The 22999-nt window shown below is 72.0% G+C and carries 18 protein-coding genes; 9 read left to right on the top strand and 9 right to left on the bottom strand.

The features are described 5' to 3' along the window. Positions 1–20 precede the first annotated feature (20 nt). The 4 genes from H030_RS0126965 to H030_RS35595 all read right to left on the bottom strand — a co-directional run bounded on the left by H030_RS0126965 (position 21) and on the right by H030_RS35595 (position 5325). The gene (locus H030_RS0126965; protein WP_027008416.1) at positions 21–1064 is read right to left on the bottom strand and encodes an FAD-binding oxidoreductase; all 1044 of its coding nucleotides are present in this window, start codon (positions 1062–1064) and stop codon (positions 21–23) included. Positions 1065–1105: 41 nt separating this feature from the next. Continuing rightward, the gene (locus H030_RS0126970) at positions 1106–2755 is read right to left on the bottom strand and encodes a methane monooxygenase (protein WP_027008417.1); all 1650 of its coding nucleotides are present in this window, start codon (positions 2753–2755) and stop codon (positions 1106–1108) included. Then, complete coding sequence (locus H030_RS0126975) at positions 2752–3582, bottom strand: IclR family transcriptional regulator (RefSeq protein WP_027008418.1); 831 nt, start codon at positions 3580–3582, stop codon at positions 2752–2754. Before H030_RS0126975 ends, H030_RS0126970 begins: the two co-directional genes overlap by 4 nt. A 141-nt stretch (positions 3583–3723) precedes the next feature. Next, complete coding sequence (locus H030_RS35595) at positions 3724–5325, bottom strand: GAF domain-containing protein (protein WP_051223817.1); 1602 nt, start codon at positions 5323–5325, stop codon at positions 3724–3726. A 143-nt stretch (positions 5326–5468) separates the two neighbouring features. Between H030_RS35595 and H030_RS0126985 the strand changes: the two genes are divergently transcribed. The 3 genes from H030_RS0126985 to H030_RS0126995 are packed head-to-tail and all read left to right on the top strand — an operon-like array spanning position 5469 to position 6807. After that, on the top strand, positions 5469–6113 hold the full coding sequence (locus H030_RS0126985) for a GPR1/FUN34/YaaH family transporter (RefSeq protein WP_081691212.1): 645 nt from the start codon (positions 5469–5471) through the stop codon (positions 6111–6113). Next, positions 6113–6364 carry a hypothetical protein gene (locus H030_RS0126990; RefSeq protein WP_027008420.1) on the top strand — a complete coding sequence of 84 codons (252 nt, stop codon included), beginning with the start codon at positions 6113–6115 and terminating at the stop codon, positions 6362–6364. Before H030_RS0126985 ends, H030_RS0126990 begins: the two co-directional genes overlap by 1 nt. After that, the gene (locus tag H030_RS0126995) at positions 6361–6807 is read left to right on the top strand and encodes a hypothetical protein (protein WP_027008421.1); all 447 of its coding nucleotides are present in this window, start codon (positions 6361–6363) and stop codon (positions 6805–6807) included. The genes H030_RS0126990 and H030_RS0126995 overlap by 4 nt, the downstream gene beginning before the upstream one ends. 49 nt (positions 6808–6856) lie before the next feature. On the opposite strand, the gene H030_RS0127000 is transcribed toward H030_RS0126995, so the two are convergent. Further along, the gene (locus H030_RS0127000; RefSeq protein ID WP_155892309.1) at positions 6857–7297 is read right to left on the bottom strand and encodes an Lrp/AsnC family transcriptional regulator; all 441 of its coding nucleotides are present in this window, start codon (positions 7295–7297) and stop codon (positions 6857–6859) included. Between the two features lie 67 nt (positions 7298–7364). On the opposite strand from H030_RS0127000, the gene H030_RS35600 reads away from it, so the two are divergent. From H030_RS35600 to H030_RS0127020, 4 genes are read left to right on the top strand one after another with little or no spacing between them, the layout of a single operon-like run. Further along, positions 7365–9479 carry a DUF6421 family protein gene (locus H030_RS35600; protein WP_035130264.1) on the top strand — a complete coding sequence of 705 codons (2115 nt, stop codon included), beginning with the start codon at positions 7365–7367 and terminating at the stop codon, positions 9477–9479. Next, the gene (locus H030_RS35605; protein ID WP_051223818.1) at positions 9476–10162 is read left to right on the top strand and encodes an SDR family oxidoreductase; all 687 of its coding nucleotides are present in this window, start codon (positions 9476–9478) and stop codon (positions 10160–10162) included. Before H030_RS35600 ends, H030_RS35605 begins: the two co-directional genes overlap by 4 nt. Before the next feature lie 13 nt (positions 10163–10175). Continuing rightward, positions 10176–11207, top strand: a complete 1032-nt coding sequence (locus H030_RS0127015; protein ID WP_027008423.1) for a threonine aldolase family protein — start codon at positions 10176–10178, stop codon at positions 11205–11207. Positions 11208–11216: 9 nt separating this feature from the next. Next, complete coding sequence (locus H030_RS0127020) at positions 11217–12362, top strand: hypothetical protein (RefSeq protein WP_027008424.1); 1146 nt, start codon at positions 11217–11219, stop codon at positions 12360–12362. On the opposite strand, the gene H030_RS0127025 is transcribed toward H030_RS0127020, so the two are convergent. Continuing rightward, entirely contained in the window at positions 12363–14351 is a 1989-nt protein-coding gene (locus H030_RS0127025) for a HelD family protein (RefSeq protein WP_027008425.1), read from the bottom strand. 35 nt (positions 14352–14386) lie between these two features. Between H030_RS0127025 and H030_RS0127030 the strand changes: the two genes are divergently transcribed. Further along, positions 14387–16528, top strand: coding sequence for a hypothetical protein (locus H030_RS0127030; protein WP_027008426.1), 2142 nt, complete (start codon positions 14387–14389; stop codon positions 16526–16528). Here H030_RS0127030 and H030_RS40550 read toward each other — a convergent pair. The 3 genes from H030_RS40550 to H030_RS0127045 all read right to left on the bottom strand — a co-directional run bounded on the left by H030_RS40550 (position 16525) and on the right by H030_RS0127045 (position 21808). Beyond that, positions 16525–18408, bottom strand: coding sequence for a methyl-accepting chemotaxis protein (locus H030_RS40550; protein ID WP_051223819.1), 1884 nt, complete (start codon positions 18406–18408; stop codon positions 16525–16527). The two genes, H030_RS0127030 and H030_RS40550, sit on opposite strands and share 4 nt — an antisense overlap. 115 nt (positions 18409–18523) lie before the next feature. Next, positions 18524–20011 (bottom strand): glucoamylase family protein, encoded by a 1488-nt coding sequence (locus H030_RS35615; protein WP_035130268.1) that lies wholly within the window; start codon positions 20009–20011, stop codon positions 18524–18526. 54 nt (positions 20012–20065) lie between these two features. Next, positions 20066–21808 carry a hypothetical protein gene (locus H030_RS0127045; protein WP_027008427.1) on the bottom strand — a complete coding sequence of 581 codons (1743 nt, stop codon included), beginning with the start codon at positions 21806–21808 and terminating at the stop codon, positions 20066–20068. 138 nt (positions 21809–21946) lie between these two features. Here H030_RS0127045 and H030_RS37990 point away from each other — a divergent pair, with 138 nt between their 5' ends. Beyond that, complete coding sequence (locus tag H030_RS37990; RefSeq protein WP_155892301.1) at positions 21947–22999, top strand: helix-turn-helix transcriptional regulator; 1053 nt, start codon at positions 21947–21949, stop codon at positions 22997–22999.

Below are 22999 nucleotides of genomic sequence, written 5' to 3' on the forward strand. Positions count from 1 at the left end.
GCTGCTCCTCTCGACCGCGGTCATTCCGCGGAGGTCGTGAACTTGTCGAAGTAGATGCGGCTCTCCGGGCAGCCCCGGCGCTCCAGCAGCGCGATCGCGGCGTCGACCATCGGCGGCGGGCCGCAGAGGTAGGCGTCGACCTCGGTCAGGTCGCCCTCCATGCGGTCCACGACGTCGGTGATCAGGCCGGCCTCGCCGGCCCACCCGGTCTCCTCGTTGGACTCCGAGAGCGCGGGCACGAACGTCATGTCGGGCAGCACGCTCGCGAGCCGCTCCAGCTCCTCGAGCACGAAGAGGTCGTCCTCGGTCCGCGCCCCGTAGTAGAAGGTCGCCGGCCGCTGCGTGCCCTTCTCCTCCATCGACCGCAGCAGCGAGACGATCGGCGCCATCCCCGCGCCGCCGGCGATGAACACCAACCGCCGCGGCGAGGAGTCGCGCAGCGTGAAGACGCCGTACGGGCCCTTGCAGGCCAGCGTGTCGCCGACCTTGATCCCGCTGCCGTTGGCCGACTCCGAGAGCAGGCCGGAGAAGTGGCCGCCCTCGTAGAGCTTGATCATGAACTCCAGGTGGTCGGGCCGGCCCGGCGTGTTGGCCATCGAGAACGACCGGTGCTCCCCGTCGGCGCCCGGGATCTGGATGTCCATGTACTGCCCGGCGTTGAACACCAGCGGCTCGGGCAGCTTGAGCACGAGCCGGCGGATGTCGTGGGTCAGCTCCTCGACGGCCGCGACCTCGGCCGTCGCCTCGACGATCGGGACACCGCTGCGGATGACCTCCTCGTCGTAGTTCATCAACTCGATCTCGACGTCGCTCAGCGCGTGGGCGCGGCAGAGCAACGTGTAGCCCTCGGCCTCCTCGAAGTCGGGGAGCGCGAACGTCGAGTAGCGGTCGAGGTCCACCTCCCCATCGAGCAGGAACGACTTGCAGGCCGCGCACTGGCCCTCCTTGCACCCGTGCATCAACATGATGCCCTGGCGGAAGGCGGCGTCGAGGATCGTCTCGTCCTCGTCGACCTCGAGCTCGATCCCCACCGGCTCGAGGCGTGCGATGTGCTTCTCACCCATGATGTAGGACTCGGTACGCGGCCTGCGTGGTCATGCGGCGATCAGACCTTCGCCGGCCTGCCGGCGGGGCCGCCGGCCTTGTACTTGGCGACGTGCGCGTCGCGGTCTTCGGGGGACATCTCGTTGAGCAGCACGTTGGGGCTGTTCAGCGTGATGCCGCGGACCTGGTCCAGCGTCCACATCTTCTTGGGGTCCAGGTCCAGGTGCGGCTGCGGGACCAGCGTCCTGCCGTCGTCGCGGACGTACCCGAGGTCCTGCATGATCTCGGCGACGTCCATGCCGTGGTAGAGCGTCTCCCACTCGCGCCTGCCCGAGAGCTTGCCCATCGCCGGCGTCGGCCGGCCGTTGTACTCCGGGCGGAACGCGACCGCGTCGGTCCAGTGGCAGGTCTCCGAGCAGTACGTCCGGACCTGCCCGTCGACCTCGTCGACGACCATGTCCTCGCGGATCAGGCACGGCACCATGCACGACCAGCAGCGGTGCGGGTACTCGTAGTCCGACAGCTCGGGCTCGAACGCGATCGGCTTGTGCCCGTTCTTGACCGACAGGTCGGCGTAGCGCTCCCACCACTTGCCGTACTTGTCGTACCAGCCCGGGTACTTGCCCTCGAACCACTCGAAGTCCGTGTCGTCCATCGCGTCGATCCGCCAGTAGTTGGCGAACCACCCGGTGGCGAAGAACTGCGCGACCTCGTGGACGTAGCCCTTGGTGTTGATGCGGTCCCACGCGAGCTCGACGAGGTCGTGCGGGATCGTCAGGCCGTACTTCTCCAGCGGGACGAGGTAGGAGCGGTAGTAGTCGTCATAGATCCAGCGCCGCCAGCTCTCGGCGTAGCTGTCGCGATCCGGACGGCGGTCCTTGGTGCCGTACTCGATGAACGTGCCGATCGCCGCGTCCACGACGCAGTGGTTGTTCCACCAGGCGTAACGCAGGTCGCGCTCGAGCAGGTCGCGATTGCGCTCGTCGGCCAGCGCCATCAAGATGATGGAGTAGCCGTTGGAGATGTGGCGCGACTCGTCGGACTGCACCGAGTGGAAGACGGTCGGCAGCAGGTAGTCGCCGTTGGCCGCCGCCTCGCCGGGCATCGCCACGAACAGCACGTTCGTGAACGCCGTCTCGGCCACGATCGTCAGGTAGACGTTCGCCGCGGTGATCGCGTCACCGGTGATGAAGCCCTCGCCGAACTGGCGGCCGATCGTGCCGGCGTAGCAGTTCGAGAACGCCTTCTCGGAGATGTCGAACCCCGCCGGGTCGATGTAGTGGTTCATGTACAGCCGCTTGAGGTTCATCTGGATCGTCGAGTGGCGGACCTCGTCGATCATCTGGATGGCCAGCCCGTTGTGGACCTCGGGGTTGGGCACCGCGTTGATGGCCAGCGGCATGGCGCGCGCGGCGGAGATCTCCGGGAACGGGATGATCGACAGGAACAGCTTCTGCCACTCCATCCAGCGCTCCTGGACCTGGCGGAACATGTTGCCGCGGATCGCGCCGTCCATCGCGCCGAAGACCCGGTTGTCCTTCTCCTCCTCCATCGGGAAGTAGGAGCGGAGGACCTGCTTGAGCGGGTCCTTCTTGGGAGCCTTCTCGAACGTGTAGTCGGTCGGGTACTTGTCGACCGGTTCGACGAACGTCGGGTCCCAGGACAGCTCCTGGATCTTGTTGTGAGCCTTGGTGATGCTGGCTCTGCTCATGATGCGACTTCCTCTCCTATGGAGATGTCTGATGACGTTGCCGTGGCGGACCTTAGGTTCGCCCCGGCCCGTGGCTCAAGAACGCGTCGGTCTTCCGGGATCTCAGGAACGCCGAGGACGACCGACGCCTGCAGCGCGACCTCGCACAGCGCCTCGGTGAGCTCGGCGCGTTCCAGCTCGAAGCAGCGCGCGGACATCGAGATCCCGAGCGCGGCGACGGCCTGGCCGCGCACGTTGAGCACGGGCGCGGCGAGGCAGCAGAAGTCCTCGCGGAACTCCTCGGCGTCGAAGGCGACCGCGCCGCCGCGGATCGCGGCCAGCTGCGTGCGCAGCCGGTCCGGGTCGGTGATCGTCTTGGGCGTGAACGCCCGCAGCCCGGCGCGGGCGTAGCGGTCGATCCCGGCGTCGTCGAGCAGCGAGAGCGCGACCTTGCCGAGCGCCAGCGCGTGGGCGTTCTCCCCGATCCGCGCGCCGAGGCCGGGGATCCGCGGCATGCCCTGGCGGCCGCGGGCCAGCGGGATGATCACGCGGCCCGACTGTGCGGCGGCGAGGTACACGCGCTTGTGCGTGCGCTCGAACAGCGTGTCGAGGATCCCGTCGAGGCCGGTGGGCAGGCGCGCGGCGGTCGCGCTGACCGGCGGCACGAGCGCGTTGGCGTCGGCCGTCAGCCGGTAGGCGCCGTCGGCGCCGTGGACGACGAAGCCCTCGCGGACGAGCGTGTCGAGCAGGTTGTAGGCCGTCGACGGGCTCTTGCCCAGCCGCGCGGCGACCGCGTCGGCGCGCAGCCCGGCGTCGGACTCGGCCAGGTAGGTGAGCAGCCGCAGCACGGTGCGGGCGGTGCTGACGCCACGGGCTCGCGTGCCGGGGACAGCGGCTGGATGGTGTGTGGTGATGCCGGGCTCCTCTTCTCCGACGCGCCCCACCGGCGCGACCTGGAGCTAGTGCACCACCGTCCTGTTACACGGCCGCTACAGCTCGGAGGAGGGTGCGTCGGCGGCGGCGCGGTGGCGCAGGTCGCCGACCCGCGCGGCGGCGAGGCTGCGGCGCGCGTCGGTGTACTCCAGCGCGCCGAGCAGGCGCTGCCAGGCGAGCAGGTCGTCGCTGCCCGCGGGCGCCGAGACCCACGCCCACAGGGCGTCGGGGTCGTCGGAGGTGATGACCGCCTGGCGCAGCCAGTGGTCGAGCTCCTTGCGGGCGCTGACGATGCCCGGCGCCTGCGACGCGGGCAGCAGCGATCCGGGGTAGGCCGCGGCGGCCTCGCCGACCGCGCCGCGGCCGAGCGCCTCGCGCACGTGCTTGACGTCGGCGTCGACGTCGCAGATCAGCGCGTAGCCGCCGGGCTCGATCGCGCCGGGCAGCAGCTTGCGCAGGCGCGACATCTCGACGCGGACGCTGCCCGGATGGCCCGCGGCGCCGTAGAGCTCGGGGCACAGCGCCTCGGCGCCGGCGCGGCCGCGGTGCAGCATCAGCAGCGCGAGCAGCTCGACCAGGCGCGGGCGCAGCCGCAGCGCGACGCCGTCCAGGCGGACGCCGGCCTGGCCGTCGCCGAGCAGGCGCAGCTCGAGCTGCGGGCGCGGGAGCGTGACCGTGCGGCGGCGCGTGGCGCCGTCATGGACCAGGAACAGCTCGGGCGCGTCGTGGGCGACGGGCTCGGCGACGACCTCGGTCCCGGAGGGCAGGACGATCCGGCCGCCGCCCGGCGGGATCGCGCCGATGTCGGGCAGCAGGCCGCGCGGGTCGGCGATCACGCGCCCGGCCGCGGTGACCAGCGCGGCGCCGGCCGGGTGCAGCTGCGCGGCGTAGCGGCTGCGCAGCTGCTCGTCGGCCTCGCGCAGCTGCATGCGCAGGAGCTGCTCGACGGCGCGCGCGGTCGCGACGACGACCGAGAGGCTGTGCGGGTGAACGCTGCTCATGTCGCCGGTGAGGTCGATGACGCCGAGCAGCTTCCCGGTGTCCGGGTCGCTGATCGGCGCGGCCGCGCAGGTCCAGCGCTGCACGGGCTCGGTGAAGTGCTCGGCGGCGAAGACCTGGACCGCATGCTCGGCGGCCAGCGCGGTCCCGACGGCGTTGGTGCCGGCCCCGGCTTCGCTCCAGAGCGCGCCCTCGACGAAGTTCATCTCGTCGGCGGCGCGGCTGCGCAGCGTGACGTCGCCGCGGATGCTGAGCAGCATGCCGGAGGCGTCGCTGATGACCATCAGGTGGTCGGCGTCGACGGCGGCGGCCGACATGCACTCGTCGATCAGCGGCGCGGCGATCGCGAGCGGGTGCGCCGTCCAGGAGGCGCGCGCGCCGGGCAACTCCATCAGCGACGGCGCGTTCTGGCGGCCGTGCGGGTCGACGCCGGCGTCGCGCGAGCGCCGCCACGACGCGGCGATCGGGTTGCGGATCGGCGGCGTGCCCTCGTCCTCGGACCGGTCCAGCGTGTGGCCGTCGACGAAGCCCTCCCAGGCGTCGCGCAGCTCGCGGGCGAGCTTGGCCGGGATCGTCGCAGCGTCGACCGCGACCCAGTCGCTCCGCGAAGGGGTCGGACGGTCCTCCGGATCGGCGTGCGACGCCGCCTGTGGGGTCATGGCTCTCCTGCTTCGTCCAGCATTGCGAGAAGACCGCGGTCTTCTTGGCACTGGTGCCATTCCACACTAGCGTCGCCGGTCACCGAGGTCGAGGGCCAACCACGCCCCGGCCGATCCTGTCCCCCCTTCGGTGAAGGTGAGCAATGTCGACCATCGCAGAGCCGCTCAACATCCCGGCACCCGCCGCCGCTGCCGCCGTGGAGCCGCCGCCCTACACCGCCGGCGACCCGGCGATCCTCGGGCTGCCGATCTTCGTCGCCGGATCGATCGCCCTGGCGTTCGCGCTCGTCGGCTACGTCTCGCCCGCCGCGGTCGGCACGCCGGTGGCGATCATCATGGCCGGGACCGGCCTCGGGCTGGTGATCTCGACGCTGTGGGCGATCTCGCTCGGGCAGACGCTGGTCGCCTGCATCTTCGGGCTGTTCGCCGGGTTCTGGCTGAGCTACGGGATGCTCGTGCTCGGGCTGACGCACGGCTGGTACGGGATCCCGCCGGCCGACGTGACGCACACGGTCGCGGAGTTCCAGATCACGTGGGCGATCGTGATGGCGGCGCTGACGGTGGCGACGCTCCGGCTGCCGGTCGCGTTCACCGCGGTCATCGCGCTGGTCGTCCTCGCGCTGGTGCTGCTGATCATCGGGACGCTCGACCCGAGCGCGACGATGACCAAGGCCGCCGGGTACGTGTGCTTCGCCTTCGCGGCCCTCGGGTTGTACTTGTTCTTGAGCGCGGCGTCGGTCGCGACCGGCGGCCCGGGCTACCCGCTCGGCAAGCCGCTCGTGAAGTGATGGGCCTCGTCGAGGTGGAGGTGACGGTCGAGGAGAGCAGCGGCGCGGCGTACGTCGCGCTGTTCTGCGGCGGCGGGACGCCCGAGGTCCGGGAGTCCGTCGCGCTCGGCGCGCTGGAGGAGGCGGGCGCGATCCCGGCGCTGGACAGCCTCGTGCTGGACTTCGACCACTACGGCCGGCTGGCGGGGATCCGCGTCGAGGGCTCGGCGGACTCCGTGTTGTCACCGTCCTTGCTCGGGGTGGCGGCATGACGGGCGTGCCGTCGCTGGTCGACTCCCTGGCCGCCTACGTCGACGAGCTGCCCGAGGACGAGCGGGCCGACGCGCTGCACAGCGTCTTCTACGGGTTCTACACGCGCGTGGCGATCATCGACCGCACGACCTACGAGCTGGCCGCCGCGGCCAAGGACGAGCTACCGGACCTCGCGCCCGCGTTGGCCGAGGCGTTGCGCGACAACGCGCTCTTCGTCGGCCAGGAGCTCTTCGCCAGCCGCGTCCGGACAATGGCCGCCATGTCCTACATCTCAACCCGCCTCGCCGACCAACTCGCCGGCGCCGATCCCCCACCCTTCACCCTGACCCACGCCGTCGCCTTCGACCCCGACACGGGCACCCTCCGCACCTACTCGCTGTCAACCCCAGGCGAGCACCCGGACCTCCCCTACGACGCAACGTCCTACGACCCTGGCGACTAGTCACACCGTCGGTCAGGCGGAACGGTGGAGGTGTTGAGGGGACGGTCGCTCAGTCGCGGTGTTCGATCAGGCGGGACATGATGATCTGGGAGCGGGTGCGGATGACGGCGGATTCGCGCTGGAGCTCCATGATGATGCGCTCGAGGTCCTGGGGGTCGCGGGCGCGGACGCGGACGATGCAGTCGGCGTCGCCGGTCACCGACCAGGCTTCGGCGATCTCGGGGATCGGTCGCAGCGAGTCGCGGACCTCGCCGAGGCCGATGCCGGGGGCGTAGAAGAGCTCGATCAGCGCCTCGGTCGTCGCCCCCAGCGCGGCGGGATCCACCAGCGCGGTGAACCCGCGCAACACCCCACGCTCGCGAAGACGGTCGATGCGGCGCTTGACCGCCGGCGCGCTCAGCGACACCTGGCGGCCGACGTCGTCGTACGTCGCCCGGCCGTCTTCGACCAGGCACGCAAGGATCTTGCGGTCGACCTCGTCGGCGTGCAAGGAATCGCTCATCACCGGCAGGATAATGGGGTTGAGCGCGCGTCGCCCCAGATCTAGCCTTTCTGGCATGGCCGATCTGCGACCCGTGATCCGTGTGCTCTTCGACGAGGCCCATCAGGAGGCCTGGACCGTGCGCCCGGAGGTCGCGGCGAAGATGCAGCCGACGCACCCGGCCGATGCTTCCTACGCGCGCGCGGCCGACCTCCTGCGCGCGCGGCGCGCCGACGTCGTCGTCAACGAGGACGCGACGCTCGAGGACTGGATGCTGAGCGAGGCCGACGTCGTCGTCATCGCGCACCCGTCCGCCCCGAAGTGGGAAGCGACCACGGGCGTCGGCGACCCGATCCTGACGCGCGCCGAGCTCGACGCGCTCGAGGCCTACGTCAACGCCGGCGGCGGGCTGATCGTCCTCGGTGAGAGCGAGCAGGACAAGTACGACAACAACCTCAACGAGCTCCTGCGGCGCTTCGGCGTCCAGATCGAGCACGCCACGGTCCAGGACTACGACAACAACTTGAACGCCAGCACGGCGTGGGTCCGTGCGCACCTCGGCAACGGGCGGCGTGGCGCGGACGGCGACCTGCTCGCAGGTGTCTCCGGCGCCGTCTTCTACCGCGCGGGAACGCTCACCGTCACGCACGCGGGCGCCGACTTCCAGGTCCTCGCCCGCACTGCCCCCACGGCCTCTGCACCCAACGCCCCGCTCGCGCTGGCGCTGAGGCACGGCAAGGGCCGCGTCGCCGTCTTCGCCGACTCCGACCTCTTCGGCGACGACTGCATCGGCGACCTCGGCCACGCCACGTTCTTCACCAACGTCGTCGCCTGGGCCGCGCAGCACGCCTACGCGACGCCCGCCGCGCCCGACCGCTCCGAGGCCGAGCAGGACCCCGCCTGGGCCAAGCTCAAGACCGCGACCGACGCCCTGCGCCTGCTCCAGGCCGCCGACGGCTCGATCGACATGGACAAGAACGACCGCGCCGGGGTCACCGCGCTGGTCAGGGACATGGTCGACGGCATTGAGGGCCTCGCCCCCAGGTTCCCCCACGAGGCCGACTACCTCAGGGCGGCGGTCAACGACCTCAACCACTGGGACCCGGCCACCAAGCCCGACTTCACCGCCGCGCTCGACGCGTTCCGCCCGGACCTCCACCGCACCGACGCGATCGAGCACCTCGTCCTCTTCCCCATGTACCTGCAGAACGGCTCGTCGCGCGACACGCGCTTCGAGGCGGTCCTGATCCGGACGCCCTGGCCCGAGTGGCTCGCCGACCTCGAACGCGACCGTTACGACAACGCCAAGTTCGTCCCGATCACGCTCACCGACTCCACCAACGGCTACGACTCGGAGTGCGCGACGCTCTTCCCCGAGACCGTCGCCGTCGCCGGCCGCCCCGCCAACCACTTCGGCGGCATCTTCTGCGACCGCGAGGCCGAGCGCTTCCGCCGCGTCGTCTCCGCCGCCGCCGACACCGTCGGCCTGAACCTCCCGCCCGACGCCGCCGCGCTGCTGCGATCCGAGCGCCTCTCGCTCGACACCTACGTGTTGTGGGACCTCGTCCACGACCGCGCGCACAGCCGCGGCGACCTCCCGTTCGACCCCTTCATGATCCGCCAGCGCATGCCGTACTGGATGTACTCGCTGGAGGAGCTGCGCTGCGACCTCACCGCCTTCGGCGAGGCCGTCAAGCTCGAGTCCGAGGGCATGGCCTTCGCCAGGAACGTCCAGTACGCGGTCCTCTTCGACCGCATCTTCCGCTTCCCCGTCACCGGCCCGCGCGTGCGCAACTACGACGGCCTCGGCGGCCAGCTGCTGTTCGCCTACCTGCACCGCCACGGCTTCGTGCACTGGACCGACAACCGCCTGACCGTCGAGTGGGACCGCCTCGCCGAGGGCGTCGGCGGCCTGCGCACCGAGGTCGAGACGCTGTACCGCGAGGGCATCGACCGCTCCAAGCTCGCCCAGTGGGGCGCCGCGCACGACCTCGTCGCCCGCTACGTCCCGGCCGCCTCGGGCTCGACCTGGACGGCGACCGCCCGCACGTACGCCGACGTCGAGGACCCGCGCCCGTACATCGACGACGTCAAGCCCGACGAGTTCCCGCTGAGCATGTTCTACACCTCGCTCAAGGCCAAGCTGGAGCCCACCCTCGTGCGGCCGCCGCGCGCTACGGTCGCGGCATGACGAAGCCTCTCGAAGGACGCCGGATCGCCGTCGCCGGGGCCGGTGGCGGTCTCGGCCCCGCGGTCTGCCAGGCGCTGGTCGACGCCGGCGCCTGGGTCGCCGCGGCCGACCGCAGCAAGGACCACGCCGCGCCGGTCAGCGAGATCGCCCACGTGACACACGGCGTCGACCTCCTCACCGAGGAGGGCGCGCAGGGCTGGGCGCAAGAGCTGGGAGAAGTCGACGGCGTGCTGCACCTGGTCGGCGGCTGGCGCGGCGGCGACACCGTCGAGGCGATGGACCTCGCCGACCTCGACCTCCTCGAGGGCCTGCTCTTCCACACCCTCGTCCACACCACCCGCGCCTTCGCGCCGCTGCTGAAGGCCGCCGGGACGAACGGCCGCTTCGCGACCGTCTCCTCCAACGTCGTCGCCAGGCCGACCGCCGGCAACGCCGCCTACGCCGCCACCAAGGCCGCCGCCGAGGCGTGGACCCTCACGCTCGCCGCCGAGCTGGCCGAGACCGGCGGGACCGCCAACGTCGCCGTCGTCAACGCGATCGTCACGCCCCAGATGCGCGCCGAGAACCCCGACAAGGCCTACAAGACGTTCACCGACACCGACGAGATCGCCGCCGGCCTCGTCTACCTGTGCTCGGACGCGGCGCGCAAGGTCAACGGCCAGCGCCTGCACCTCCACGGCTAGCCTGGACACCCACATGCGCGCGTTCGCCTCCGACAACTACGCCGGCGCCCACCCCGAGGTCCTCGCGGCCATCGCGGAGGCCAACGCCGACCACGCCGTCTCCTACGGCGCCGACCCCTGGACGGCCAAGGCCACCGAGCTGATCAAGGACCAGTTCGGCCCGGCCGCCCAGCCGTGGATCGTCTTCAACGGCACCGCCGCCAACGTCCTCAGCCTCGGCGCGCTCACGCGCTCGTGGGAGTGCGTCGTCACGCCGGATACCTCCCACCTCCACGTCGACGAGGCCGCCGCGCCCGAGCGGATGGCGCAGATCAAGCTGCTGACGCTCCCGACCCAGGGCAGCGGCAAGCTCCACCCCGCGCAGATCGAGCCGCTGCTCGCCCGCCAAGGTGATGAACATGCTCCGCAGGTCCGCGTGATCTCGGTCGCCAACACCACCGAGCTCGGGACCGTCTACTCCGTCGAGGAGACCCGCCAGCTCGCGGACGTCGCCCACGCCAACGGCCTGTTCCTGCACGTGGACGGCTCGCGCCTGGCCAACGCCGCGGTCGCCAACGGCGCCTCGCTCGCCGACCTCACGACCAACGCCGGCGTCGACGCCGTCTCCTTCGGCCTGACCAAGAACGGCGCGCTCGGCGTCGAGGTCGTCGTCTTCCTCAAGGAGCCGGGCCCGGACGGCTTCGCCTGGCTGCGCAAGCAGCACGCGCAGCTGTCCTCCAAGATGCGCTTCATGAGCGCGCAGGTCGTCGCGCTGCTGGAGGATGGCCTGTGGCAGCGCAGCGCCGAGCACGCCAACGCGATGGCCCAGCTGCTCGCCCAGCGCGTCGCGACGATCCCGGGCGTCAAGGTCACGCGCCCCGTCCAGGCCAACGCGGTCTTCGCGATCCTGCCGCCCGCGCTGGCCGACGCCGTCCGCCCCGAGTTCCCCTTCTACACCTGGGACGAGTCCACCGGCGAGGTCCGCTGGATGTGCTCCTGGGACACGACCGAGGCCGACGTGAGCGGCTTCGCGACGGCCCTGGAGCAGGCGGCCGCCGCGGTGTAAAGTTGCGCGGTGAGCGACACCGCGCAGCTGCTCGAGACCTACCAGCCGCATCTGAAGTACGACCAGCAGGAGATGTACTTCGCCGATGCGGCGGAGATGTTCGTCAGGTCGCCCGGGATGCGGCTGCGACGGGCCGGCGACGCCACCGACTTCAAGGTCGCCGGCGCCGGCCTGGACCTCGCGTTCCTGAGCTCCGACCCGTACCCCGGCACGCAGTTCAGGTGGGCGGAGTGGGACACGCTCGGCTGCCCGGACAGGAACTACGCGTCCCGTGCCGCGACGCTGCACATGGACCCCAACATCGCCAACGTGGTCTACGGGCATGTCGTCGAGGACAGCGACAGGGTCACGTGGCTGCAGTACTGGTACTGCTACTTCTACAACGACTACAACCTGATCGGCAGGATCATCAGGGCCGGCCTGCACGAGGGCGACTGGGAGATGGTCCAGCTCCGCCTCGGCGGCCCGGACCGCACGCCCGACCTCGCCGTCTACGCCCAGCACAGGCACGCCGAGCCGCGCGCGTGGTCGAGGGTCGAGAAGGTCGCGGGCACGCAGCGCCCGGTCGTCTACGTCGCGCGCGGGTCGCATGCCGCGTACTTCGCAGCGGGCAGGCACTGGACCGGCGTGTGGTTCGACCACGCCGACGGCAGGCGTGCCAGCCCGGACCGCCAGCGCCTCGTCGAGGTCGTCAGCGGCGACGCGACCAGGCGCTGGATCCGCTGGCTCGGCCACTGGGGCGACACGCGCTCCGCGGGCGCGCCGCAGGACGACGACTCGCCGCGCTCGCCCGGCGTCCACAGGCAGTGGCTGGACCCGCTCGCGCTGCTCGACGCCCCACCCGCCGCCGCGCCCGCGGTCGAGGACCGCCCGCCCGCGCCCGCCGCGCCCCGCATCGCCGTGGCCCGGACCGGCGAGACCGCGCGGCTGACCTGGGACGCCACCGGCGAAGCGCCCCGCGCGCTGACCATCACCATCAACTCGCCCGACGAGCGCAGGCCGCCGCAGACCAGGAACGTCGAGGTCGACGGCACCCGCGGCGAGGTCGAGCTGCCGACCGTCGAGCCGGGCAAGGCCTATGACATCCGCGTCAGCGAGGTCTCGCGCGAAGGCCTCGCCTCGCCCGCAGCGCGCGCCGACCTCGCGAGGGGCTGACTAGCCGAACTGCGCGACGGCCGCGTCGAGCGCGACCGGGTGCAGTTCCGGCGCGGCGGCCAGCGCGTCCGGCAGCGGCTGCGCGTGGACGATCGCCAGCGCGCGCGTCGAGCGGGTCAGGGCGGTGTACAACCCGCCCGGCCCGCCGTCGGGGCGTTCGGCGAGGATCGCGGCGGGCTCGATGACGAGCACGGCGTCGAACTCGAGGCCCTTGACGGCCTGCAACCCCAGCAGGTCGATGCCGCCGGAGAGGTGCTCGGTCGCCTCCGCCAGGCCAGCCGCGCGAAGGACATCATGATGCTCCTGCGCCGCCACGACGCCGACCGAGCCGACGCGCTCGCGCAGCGCGGTCGCGACCGCGACGACGGCGCCGGCCAGGCCCTCCGCGGGCGTCTCCACCGCCACCGCCGGCCACGGCGCGCTGCGCACCCCGCGCGGCTGCTGCCCGGCGCCCGCCGGCGCGACCGTCGCCGCCAGCCGCAGGAAGTCGTCGGGCACGCGGTAGCTCACGCGCAGGTCGGCGACGTCGAAGCGCCCCACGCCCGCCGCCGCGACGACCTCGCCCCACGACGCCAGCTCGGCGTCCGCGGTCCGCTGCGCGATGTCGCCGAGGATCGTCATCGCGTGCCCGCGCGCCCGGCGCGCCGCCATCCGCAGCTCCATCGGCGTCAGGTTCTGCGCCTCGTCGACCACGACGTGCCCGTACGTCCGCAGGTCCGGGTCGATCAGCCAGCGCGCCTCGTCCAGCAGCGGCACGTCGGAGTGCCGCCACGCGTTCCTCGGCCTCGGCGGCCCGCTCGACAGCAGCAGGTCGACCTCGTCGGCCGACAGCAGCCCGGCGGCGCAGGACTCCAGCCGCTCGCGCCCGCGCAAGGCCATCAGGAACAGCTGATCGGCCGTCACCCGCGGCCAGACCGCGTCGACGAGCTTCCTGTACTCCTTGGTCCTGCGCAGCCCGGCCGGGTCGTGCGCGCGGCCCGACACCCAGTCGCCGATCTTCGCCCGGAACCGGTCGCGCCCCATCGCGAACGACCGCGTCTGCGACCGCGCGACCTCCACGAGCCGCGCGACCTCGCTCGGCTCGATCACCAGCAGGTCGCGCCCGAGCCGGATCTTGACCGCCGCCTCCGGCACCTCCACCCGCGCCCACAGCAACCGCGACAACAACTCCGCCATCCGGCCGGAGCCCTTCAGCGTCGCCACGTCGGTCGGCTCCGACGCCCGGTCGCCGCGCACCTGCGCCAGGCCGTCGACCGCCTTCTGCTCGACCGTCGTCTCGCCCAGCGACGGCAGCACCTGCGAGATGTAGGCGATGAACACCTCGTTCGGGCCGACCACCAGCACACCCGCCCGCGCCAAGGCCGGATCCGCGTACAGCAGCCACGCCGCGCGGTGCAGCCCGACCGCCGTCTTGCCCGTCCCCGGCCCGCCCTGGATCACCAGCGCGCCGTCCACGTCGCGCGCGATCAACCCGTACTGGTCGGGCGTGATCGTGGAGACGATCTGGCGCATCTCCCCCACGCGCTGGCGCGTGATGTCGACGTCGATCGCCGCGTCCAGCGCGCTCGTGTCGCGCAGCGACTCGTCCACGAAGCCCAGGACCCGCCGGTCCTCGACGTCCAGCCGCCGTCGCGCCGACAGGCCGCGGTGGTCCTCCGGCGTCGCCGCGTAGAACGGCTCGGCCGCCGGCGCGCGCCAGTTGACCGCCAGCAGGTCGTTGGCCTCGTCGGCGATCGCGTGGCGACCGACATACCGCACAACGCCGTCGCGCTGGTCGATCCGCCCGAAGTACAGCGGTCCCGACGCAGCGGTGTACAGCCGCAGCCGCTCGCGCCGCATCCGCTCCAGCGCCTCGTTGGCGAACTCGTCGATCCCCGCGCCGCGCTCGCCGCTCAGCGCCCGCAGGATCGTGTCGTAGGCCACCCACGTCCGGTCCAGATGCGCCTGCTCCGCGGCCAGCTGCTGCTCGTCGGTCGCGTCCTGGCCCATCCGATCCACCCTAGCGAGCAAGTAGGCTCGCGCCCGTGACCCGGTCACGGCGCGACCTCCTGGCGGTGGTGCTCGGCGCGCTCGCCGCGCTGGCGGCCGTCGCTGCGATCGTGGCGCTCTACCTGCGCGACGAGGTCGCCGACCGCGACCAGTTCGCCACCCGCGCGACCGCCGCGCTGCAGGACCCCGCCGTCCGCGAGGTCGCCTCACGCCAGATCGTCATCGGCCTGCTCGAGCGCGGCTCGCCCGACCTCGTCACCGCGCGCCCGCTGCTGGAGACCGCGGTCGGCGCGGTCGTCGGGACGCCCGCGTTCAACGGCCTCGTCCGCGGCGCCGCGCTGCAGGCGCACTCGCTGCTCTTCGACCGCGACGGCGGCGCGTTCGTCCTCGACCTCGCCGACACCGGGACCGTCGTCCTGTCGGCGGTGCGCAGCCTCGCGCCCGACGTCGCCAGGCGCCTGCCGCAGAACGCCGACACCACGCTGGTCGACCTGCGCGACCGCACGTTCGCCGACCGCACGCTGCACGCCGCCGACGCGCTCCGGACCTGGGCGCTGATCCTGCCGGTCCTCGCGCTCGCGCTGCTCGCCGCCGCGCTGGCGCTCGCCCGCGACCGCGGCCGCGTGCTGACCGTCTTCGGCCTCGGGCTCGGCATGGCGGCGATCGTCGCCGAGATCGCGCTGGGCACCGCCCGGACGCTCGTCCTGCGCGGGCTGCACGGCAGCGACGCGATCCCGACCGACGACCTGCGCGCAGCGGCCGGCGGCGTCTGGGACGCGTTCCTCGGCGACCTCGGCGGCCTGCTGCTGATCGCCGCGGTCGTCGGCTTCGTGCTCGCGGCCGGCGTGCTGAGCGCGATCGACCCCGACGCCGTCCGCCGCCAGGCGCGGCGCCTGACCGCGCGCCCGCAGGCCTCGCTGGCCCTCGGCGTGCGCGGCGTGCTGATCGCGGGCGCGGGCCTGATCGTGCTCGTCGAGCCCGACCTGGCGCTCAGGATCATCGCCTACATCTTCGGCGCCGCGATCGTCTACCTGGGCGCGACCGAGCTGCTGACCGCGCTCGGCCGCGCGGGCTTCCAGTTCCCCGAGCGACACCACCAACAAGCCCCGGCCACGCGCCGCCGCCTGGCGGTCGCCACCGCCGCCGCGGTCCTGACGCTCGTCCTCGCCTCGGCCGCGGCGGCGCTCGTCCTGCACGAGGGCAGGCAGCGCACGACCGCCGCCGCGCCGCCCGCGGGCTGCAACGGGTCGAAGGCGCTCTGCGATCGGCGACTCAACGAGGTCCTGTTCCCCGGCACCCACAACTCGATGGGCGCCGCCGACGTGGCCGGCTGGACGATCCCCGACCAGCGCCGGTCGATCCCGCGCCAGCTCTCCGACGGGATCCGGCTGTTCCTGTTGGACCCGCACTACGGGCGCACGCTCAGCAGCGGCCGCGTCCAGACCGACTTCGCCGGCGAGGGCCGCGACGCCAACAAGGTCGCCAGGGAGCTCGACGACGGCGCGCTGAGGGCGCTCGACCGCCTCGGCCTCTCGATCACGCGCACGACGGCGCAGGCGCGCGGCCCGCGCGAGGTCTGGCTCTGCCACACCGTCTGCGAGCTGGGCGCGACGCGCATGACCGACACGCTGACCCAGATGCGCCGCTACCTGCAGGCCAACCCGGGCGCGGTGCTGGAGCTCGTGCTGGAGTCCTACGTCAGGGACGAGTCGCTGAAGCAGGCCTTCGACGCGACCGACACCACCAGGTACGCCGAGACGCTGCACCGCGGCGAGCCGCTGCCCACGCTCGGCGAGCTCGTCAGGTCCGGCAAGCGCATGGTCGTCTTCACCGAGAACGAGCCCGACGGCAGCGTGCCCTGGCTCAGCTCCGCCTTCGCGTGGATCCAGGACACGCCGCTGGGCAACCGCAACGCGGCCGACTTCACCTGCAGGCGCTACCGCGGCAGCGCCGACAGCCCGATGTTGATGTTGAACAACTGGGTCGAGCGCTTCCCGCCGTCGCCGAGCGCGCAGCGCCCCGTCCTCACCAAGGCGTTCCTGACCAAGCGGATCGCCCAGTGCGAGAGGGAGCGCGGCATGCCCGTGAGCGGCGTGGCCGTGGACTACTACGACGAAGGCGACCTCATCGAGGTCGCCTCCGCCCACAACCAACTGCCGGTGTCCTCGAAGCCCTAGGCCTCGTAGTACTCCTCGACCACCGTGTCGGCGGCCTCCGGCGCGACCAGCGAGAACTGGCCGACCAGCGTGCGCAGCTCGGTCGCCGTGGCGGCCAGGGTCTGCGCGGACGCGGCGATCTGCTCCGTCGAGGCCGAGGTCTCCTCGGTCGACGCGCTGACCTGCTGCGTGGCGGCGCTGGTCTGCTCGGCGACGGCCGCGACCGACGCGACCTCGTGGCCGACCTGCGAGCTCGTCGCGCTCAGCTGCTGCGCGGCGGCGGCGATCTGCGAGACGCGACCGCTCATCTCCTGCACGTGGTCGTTGATGACGTCGAACGCCTCACGGGCCTGCTCGACGACGGTGGCGCCCTCGTCGGTGCGCTGCCCGCCGAGCTCGACGACCTCGACCGCGTGCTTGGTCTGGTTCTGGATCTCGCCGATCAGCGTGCTGATCGAGGCCGCGGCCTGCGAGGACTCCTCGGCCAGCTTGCGGACCTCCTCGGCGACCACGGCGAAGCCGCGGCCCTGCTCGCCGGCGCGGGCGGCCTCGATGGCCGCATTGAGCGCCAGCAGGTTGGTCTGCTCGGCGATCGTCGTGATCGTCGAGACGATCCCGCCGATCTGCTCGCTCTTGGAGCCGAGGTCACGGATCGCCTCGGTCGCCTCGGTCGAGGCGTTGCGCACGGCGGCCATCGCCTCGGTGGCCTTGGCGACCGACGCGGCGCCGGTCGTCGCGACCTCGCGGGCCGACTCGGCGGCGCGGGCGGTCTCGGCGGCGGACTCGGCGGAGTTGCGGGTGGCCTCGGCCATCTCGTCGGTCAGGCGGCGCGCGCCCTCGACGGTGTTGACCTGCTTCTCGGCGCCGTGGGCGACCTCGCCGATCGCGTGGGCGATCTCGCCGACGGCACGGCCGGCCTCACCGGAGGTGGACGCCATCTGCTCGGAGGCCGAGGACAGGACGGCGGCGCTCTCGCCGACGCGGCCGATCATGCCGGCCAGCGAGTCCAGGGACTGGTTGTAGGACTCGATCGACGCGGCGGTGTCGGTCGTGATCTCGTCGACCATCTCGGCGATGTCGCCGATCTCGTCGCCCGAGGTGCGGCCGCCCGGGTGGGTGACGACGGCGGCGCGGCGGGTCAGGTCGCCCTCGGAGATCCCGACGAGGCCGTCGCGCAGCGAGGCGGTGTCGTTCTTGCGCAGCGAGGTGAGCTGCTTGCGGATCTGCTGGACGCCGTTCTTGACCTGCTGGGAGATCAGCAGCGCGGCGGCGAGGCCGAGGACGATCGCCAGGGCCAGGGCGCCGAAGATCAGCGTGCGGCCGGAGCTGTAGGAGCTCTTGATGTCCTTGACGGCGGCCTTGGCGTTCTTGTCGCTCGAGGTCGTCATCTGGTTGGACGCGGTGTCGATCGTCTGGATGTCGCCGGCCAGCTTGACGCCGTAGGTCGCGTTGCGCGGGTCGTTGGGCTTCAGACCCATGATGACCTTGAGGTCGGCGTTGTAGTTCTTGACGCCGCTCGCGATCTTCGTGACGTAGGACTGCACGTTCTTGGGCGCGCCGGCGAGCATCGGGATGACGCTCTTGAGCGTCTTCTGGTCCTTGCCGATCTGCTTGACGAGCGCGGTGGTGCGCTTGTCCTTGCCGGCCGCGGCGAGGTCGCCGGCGTGCTCGGCCACGACCGTGTTGTAGGTCATGCTCTGGAGCGCCAGGTCCTTGGCGACGCCGTTGACGTAGATCGCGACGGTGGTCGGCGTGTACGTCTGGGTGTAGAGCTTGGAGCCCTGGTCCTTGACGTCGCCCAGGCGGCCGACGGCGAGGAACGCGATGATCGCGGTCAGCGCGATCAGCAAGAAGGTGCTGGCGAGCAGCTTGGTGCGGATGGAGAGACGCAGGGCGCCCATGAGTTGAACTACCTCTGTTCGGGAGAAGGTACGACGGCTCCCCCGTTGGTCGGCGCCTAGGCACGGCGATGCAGGCGGCTCGACACATGGCCCATTCGCGTCGGGGATCCCCCGGTCAGGGGATGAGGCTGAACTGCTCCTGGCCGATCACCGGACGTAGCGCCGCGGCCTCGGGGCGCTGCGCGAAGGCCTGGCGCAGGACGTCGCCGCCGAGCGCGTTGCCCAGCGCGGCCATGATCATCCCCTGGTCGAGGGAGAGGTAGCTGCCCGACGGCTGCAAGGTGGTGGTGTTGACGCTGTCGCGGAAGCCCCACCTGTCGTACATGCCGGGGATCGCGCGGAGCTTGGCGAGGTCCTGGACCGTCTGCTGGGGCGCGTAGCGCAGCGCCAGGAACGCGGCGTGCGGCGTCACGACGCCGTTCCTGTAGGCACTGGCCGGCGGGTCCGGCTGCGCGGGGCGCCCGCCGCTGCCGTCGCAGCCCGGGAAGCCGTGGTCGACGAGCGTCCCGTCTTCGTTGGAGGGGTTGCCGTTGGGGTCCATGCCGGCCGCGTCGACGCCGTAGGCGCCGTAGCCGCCCTCGGGCGTGTTGGAGGGGCTGAAGCCCCAGAGGCCGTAGCCGGCGTCGACCAGACCGTGGTGGATCTGGGCCTGGACCGTGCGCGGGTGGTTGAGGCCCCACGAGCGCGGGCCCCATTGCTCCTCGGGGACGAAGAGGTCGGGCATCAGCGCCTCGAACATCGACCCGCCCCACGACGGCACCAACTTGGTGTTGTTGTAGGTGTAGGCGCCCTCGTAGACCGGGATGCCGTAGTAGGTGCGCGTGGTGCCGGTCGGCTTCTGCTCCTGGAAGGAGTAGTCACAGGTGTCGGGGAACGTGCGCCAACGGCCGTAGTACTCCTTCGGCGGCAGCTGGCCCCTGCTGATCCCGAGGTAGTCGACGATCCGGGACTCGGAGACCAGCGTGTCGTAGCAGCACGGCGACGCCGCCGGGTCGTCCGGGCGGTAGTGGAAGAGCACGCGGTTGACGTCGGGCCGGTAGTAGAACCCGAAGTTCATCGCGTCGTAGAGCGTGCCCGCGCGGCGCGACAGCTGCGGGACCGCACGCTGGACGATCCGCAGGCCGACGGCCAGCCAGCCGTTGTCGACGCTGCTCAAGATGGGGTGGAACTCCTGGGACGGGTCCGGCGGCCAGGCGGTGAGCTTCGCGCCCGTCGTGTGGTCGTACCAGTTGTAGTACTGGCCGGTGTCGCCGTAGCGCTCCATGTGCTCGAGCGTGGTGATGGTCCTGCTCAGGCGGGCGACGAGCTCGCGGTCGCCGATGATGCCGAGGCGGCGCGCGGCGACCGCCGACCACAGGTAGGCGCCGATGTTGGTGGTGCTGGTCTGGACCGACGTGGTGCCGTCGGCGTTCAGCGAGTCCGCGGGCAGGCCGGAGGTCGCGTCGGTCATCGCGGTCAGCGACGCCCACGTGCGCGCCGCGTCCTCGCGCAGCTGCTGTTGTGGTTGTTGATGCTGCTGGCCGCCGCCCGCGTGCGCCACCGGCGCGCAGGCGATCGTCAGCAGCGCGGCAAGCGCCGCCATCCTCCCGACCCAGGACCGCATGCCACGCGCGATACCCCAGGGCGCGACGCACCGAAACCGGCGTCTGTCAGGCGGCTAGCGCCTCTTCTTCTTGGCCCTGGTGGCCCTGATCGTCAGGACCTTGGTCGAGATGACCTTCGTCCTGCCGTTGGCCTGCACCTCGCTGGTCACGAAGTCGACCTTGATCCTGCCGAGCTTCCTGAGGATCCGCTGGCCGAGCCGGTTGAGCCTGATCGTGACCTTCTTGGACTGGCCGCCGTGCAACACCAACGACTTGGTCGCGAGCACCTGCGGCCTGTGCTTCCTCTTCCTGGCCGCCCCGACGCGGGACGGGAAGCCCTTGACGTACTCGTGGGACTGGACGAGGTAGATCAGCGAGCAGCGCGCCTCCGGCGGGCCGACGCAGATCTGGTTGGTGTTGATCGCGCCGTTGTTGGTCTGAGGCGGGTCGGCGTGGGCGGTGCCGACCGACGCGGGCCTGAGGACGACCGGCGGCCTGGACGAGGCGGGCGTCGTGGCCACGGGCGCCGGCGTGCTCGGCGTCGCGGTCACCGCGCCGCCACCGCCGCCGCCACCGCTCGTCGTGCCGGCGCCGCCGCCGCCCGTCGTGACGGGCGCGCCGATCACCCCGGCCAGGCGGTTGAGCGTCCCGGCCCCGGTGGTGAACCAGACGTCGGTGGCGCTCGCGGTCAGCCCGAGCGGCGCGTCGTTCGAGCCCAGCGGCGTGTAGGTCGCGGTCGGCGGGTGGCTGTCGTCGCCGGGGACGATCCGGATCAGCGCGTTGCCGGCGCCGTAGGCGTGGAAGTTGGTCACCCAGATCGTGCCGTCCGGCGCCGCGGTGATCGTCCGCGGCGCGGCGGCCGCGAGGGAGGGGTCGATCGAGGCCACCGTGAACTGCGTGAACGTGTGGGTCGCCGGGTCGAACGTGCCGATCTTCCTGTTGAGGTAGTTGGTGAACCAGATCTTGCCGTCGGGGGCGACCGCGACGTCGGTGATGCCCTGGCCGGTGTAGGAGCCGCTGCACGGGTTGGTCGCTTCGCAGGGCTGGATCGGGTACTCGGTGTAGTTGTTCCCGGTGCCCACGTAGGTGCCGATCCGGTAGCCGGGGTTGCCCGCGTCGGACTCCGCGAACCACGGCAGGCCGCCGGCATCGACCGCGATCCCCATCGGCTGCGCGGCGTAGCGCAGCGAGTCGAGCTGGGTCTGGCCGTTCTGGGCCGCGATGTTGGGGCCTTCGAGGAGCGCGCCGTCGTAGTAGGCGATGCGATCGCCCGGGAACCCGGCCGCGTTGCTGTAGCCGTACTCGGTGAGCCACGCGCCACCGTTGGGCGACGCCGCGACGTCCCAGAGGTCGGTCGGCGTGGACAGGCCGCCCGAGGCGATGCCGGTCGTCGTCCCGGGCTGGGTCGCCGAGGGCGTGAACATGCCGTAGCCGCCGTCGCTGCGGACGTAGTAGATGTGGTCGTCGACCTTGTTGTAGGTCAACGAGCGCAGCTGGTTGGCGCAGCAGCTCGTGGCCGGCGCGTCGGGCGTCGGGTAGGTCGTGATGCCGTCGCTGGTGCCGGGGTGGGCGGCGGACGGGTGCAGGCGCCCGATCGACGGCGTCGGCTGCGACGCCGACGAGCCGCCGGCGGGCACGTGGTTGGGGCCGGCGGCGCCGAACCACACGTCGCCCGCCCCGTCGACGGCCACCCCGAGGTTCGACACGGTGTAGCCCGAGGGCAGCGTGAAGGACTCCGGCGTGGCCGCCGCGAACGCGGTCGCCGGCAGGGAGAGCAAGGCCGTGCAGAGGCCGGCGAGCATCGCGATCCGTCGCATGATGTAGGCCTACCAGTTCCCGGTGCCCAGAGGAAGCGGCCGCCGCGCCAGATACGCAACACCACGTAGGCATTGGCCTGGCCGAAGGTCTAGAAGTCGGCTCGACGGGCCGCCGGGCGTGTGGTTGTCTTCGGAGACGTGGCGAACGGAGGACTGCCGGAGCGCGAGCTGCAGGGCCTGCTGGAGCTCCTCGGCGAGGTCCACCATGCCGAGGACCTGCCCGGGTTCCGCGCCGCGCTGCTCGACGTCCTGCCGCGGGTGATCCCGAACTCGTGCACGTCCTACAACGAGATCGGCGGCGACGGCACGCCGCTCGTGGCGCTGGTCAACCCGGAGCCGCCGCCGAGCATCCGGGAGTCCTGGGGCCGTTTCGGGCACCAGAACCCGCTCGTCCAGCGCTACCTGCAGACGCGCGACCCGCGTGCGACGCGGATGTCGGACGTCATCAGCCCCGAGCGCTTCCGCAGGCTCGACCTCTACAGGGAGGTGTTCGTCCCGCTCGGCGTCGAGCACCAGATGGCGGTGACGCTGCCCGCGCCGCCGCAGCTGGTGATCGGCATCGTCGTCGCCGACGAGCGCGACTTCACCGATCCGCAGAAGCGGATGCTCGACCTCGCCCGGCCCCACTTGATCCAGGCCCACGCCAACGCGACGCTGCGCGAGCGGCTGCACGACGTGCTCGCCGCGGTCGAGGCAGGCCTCGACGACGGCGGCGAGGCGCTGGTCGTCACCGACGCGAGCGGCCGCGTGGCGTTCGCCAGCACCGCCGGCCGTGCCGCGCTGCGGCGGCTGGAGCCCGACGCGCTGGTCGATCTGACCGCGCGCGACACGCCGCCGAACACGGTCGTGGAGACCAGCGACGGCGCGCTACTCGTCCGCCGCCTGGCGCGCCGCGGCGGTGGCGGCGCGGGCGCGACGACCGTCCTGGTCTTCGAGCGCCCCGCCCGCAGCGCCTCCCGCGCGCTGCTCGAAGCGCTCGGCCTGTCGCCGCGCGAGGCCGAGGTGCTGCAGCAGATGATGCGCGGCCGCACGACCGCCGAGATCGCCACGGCACTGGAGATCTCCCCGCGCACGATCCACAAGCACGCCGAGCGCATCTACGACAAGCTCGGCGTCCACGACCGCATCGCAGCCGTGTCCGCCGCCTGGTCAGCCCTCGACGCGGGCAGCGTCACCGCGCCCGCGGCCTGA

Source organism: Conexibacter woesei Iso977N (genome assembly GCF_000424625.1).
GTDB classification, from domain to species: Bacteria; Actinomycetota; Thermoleophilia; order Solirubrobacterales; family Solirubrobacteraceae; genus Baekduia; species Baekduia woesei_A.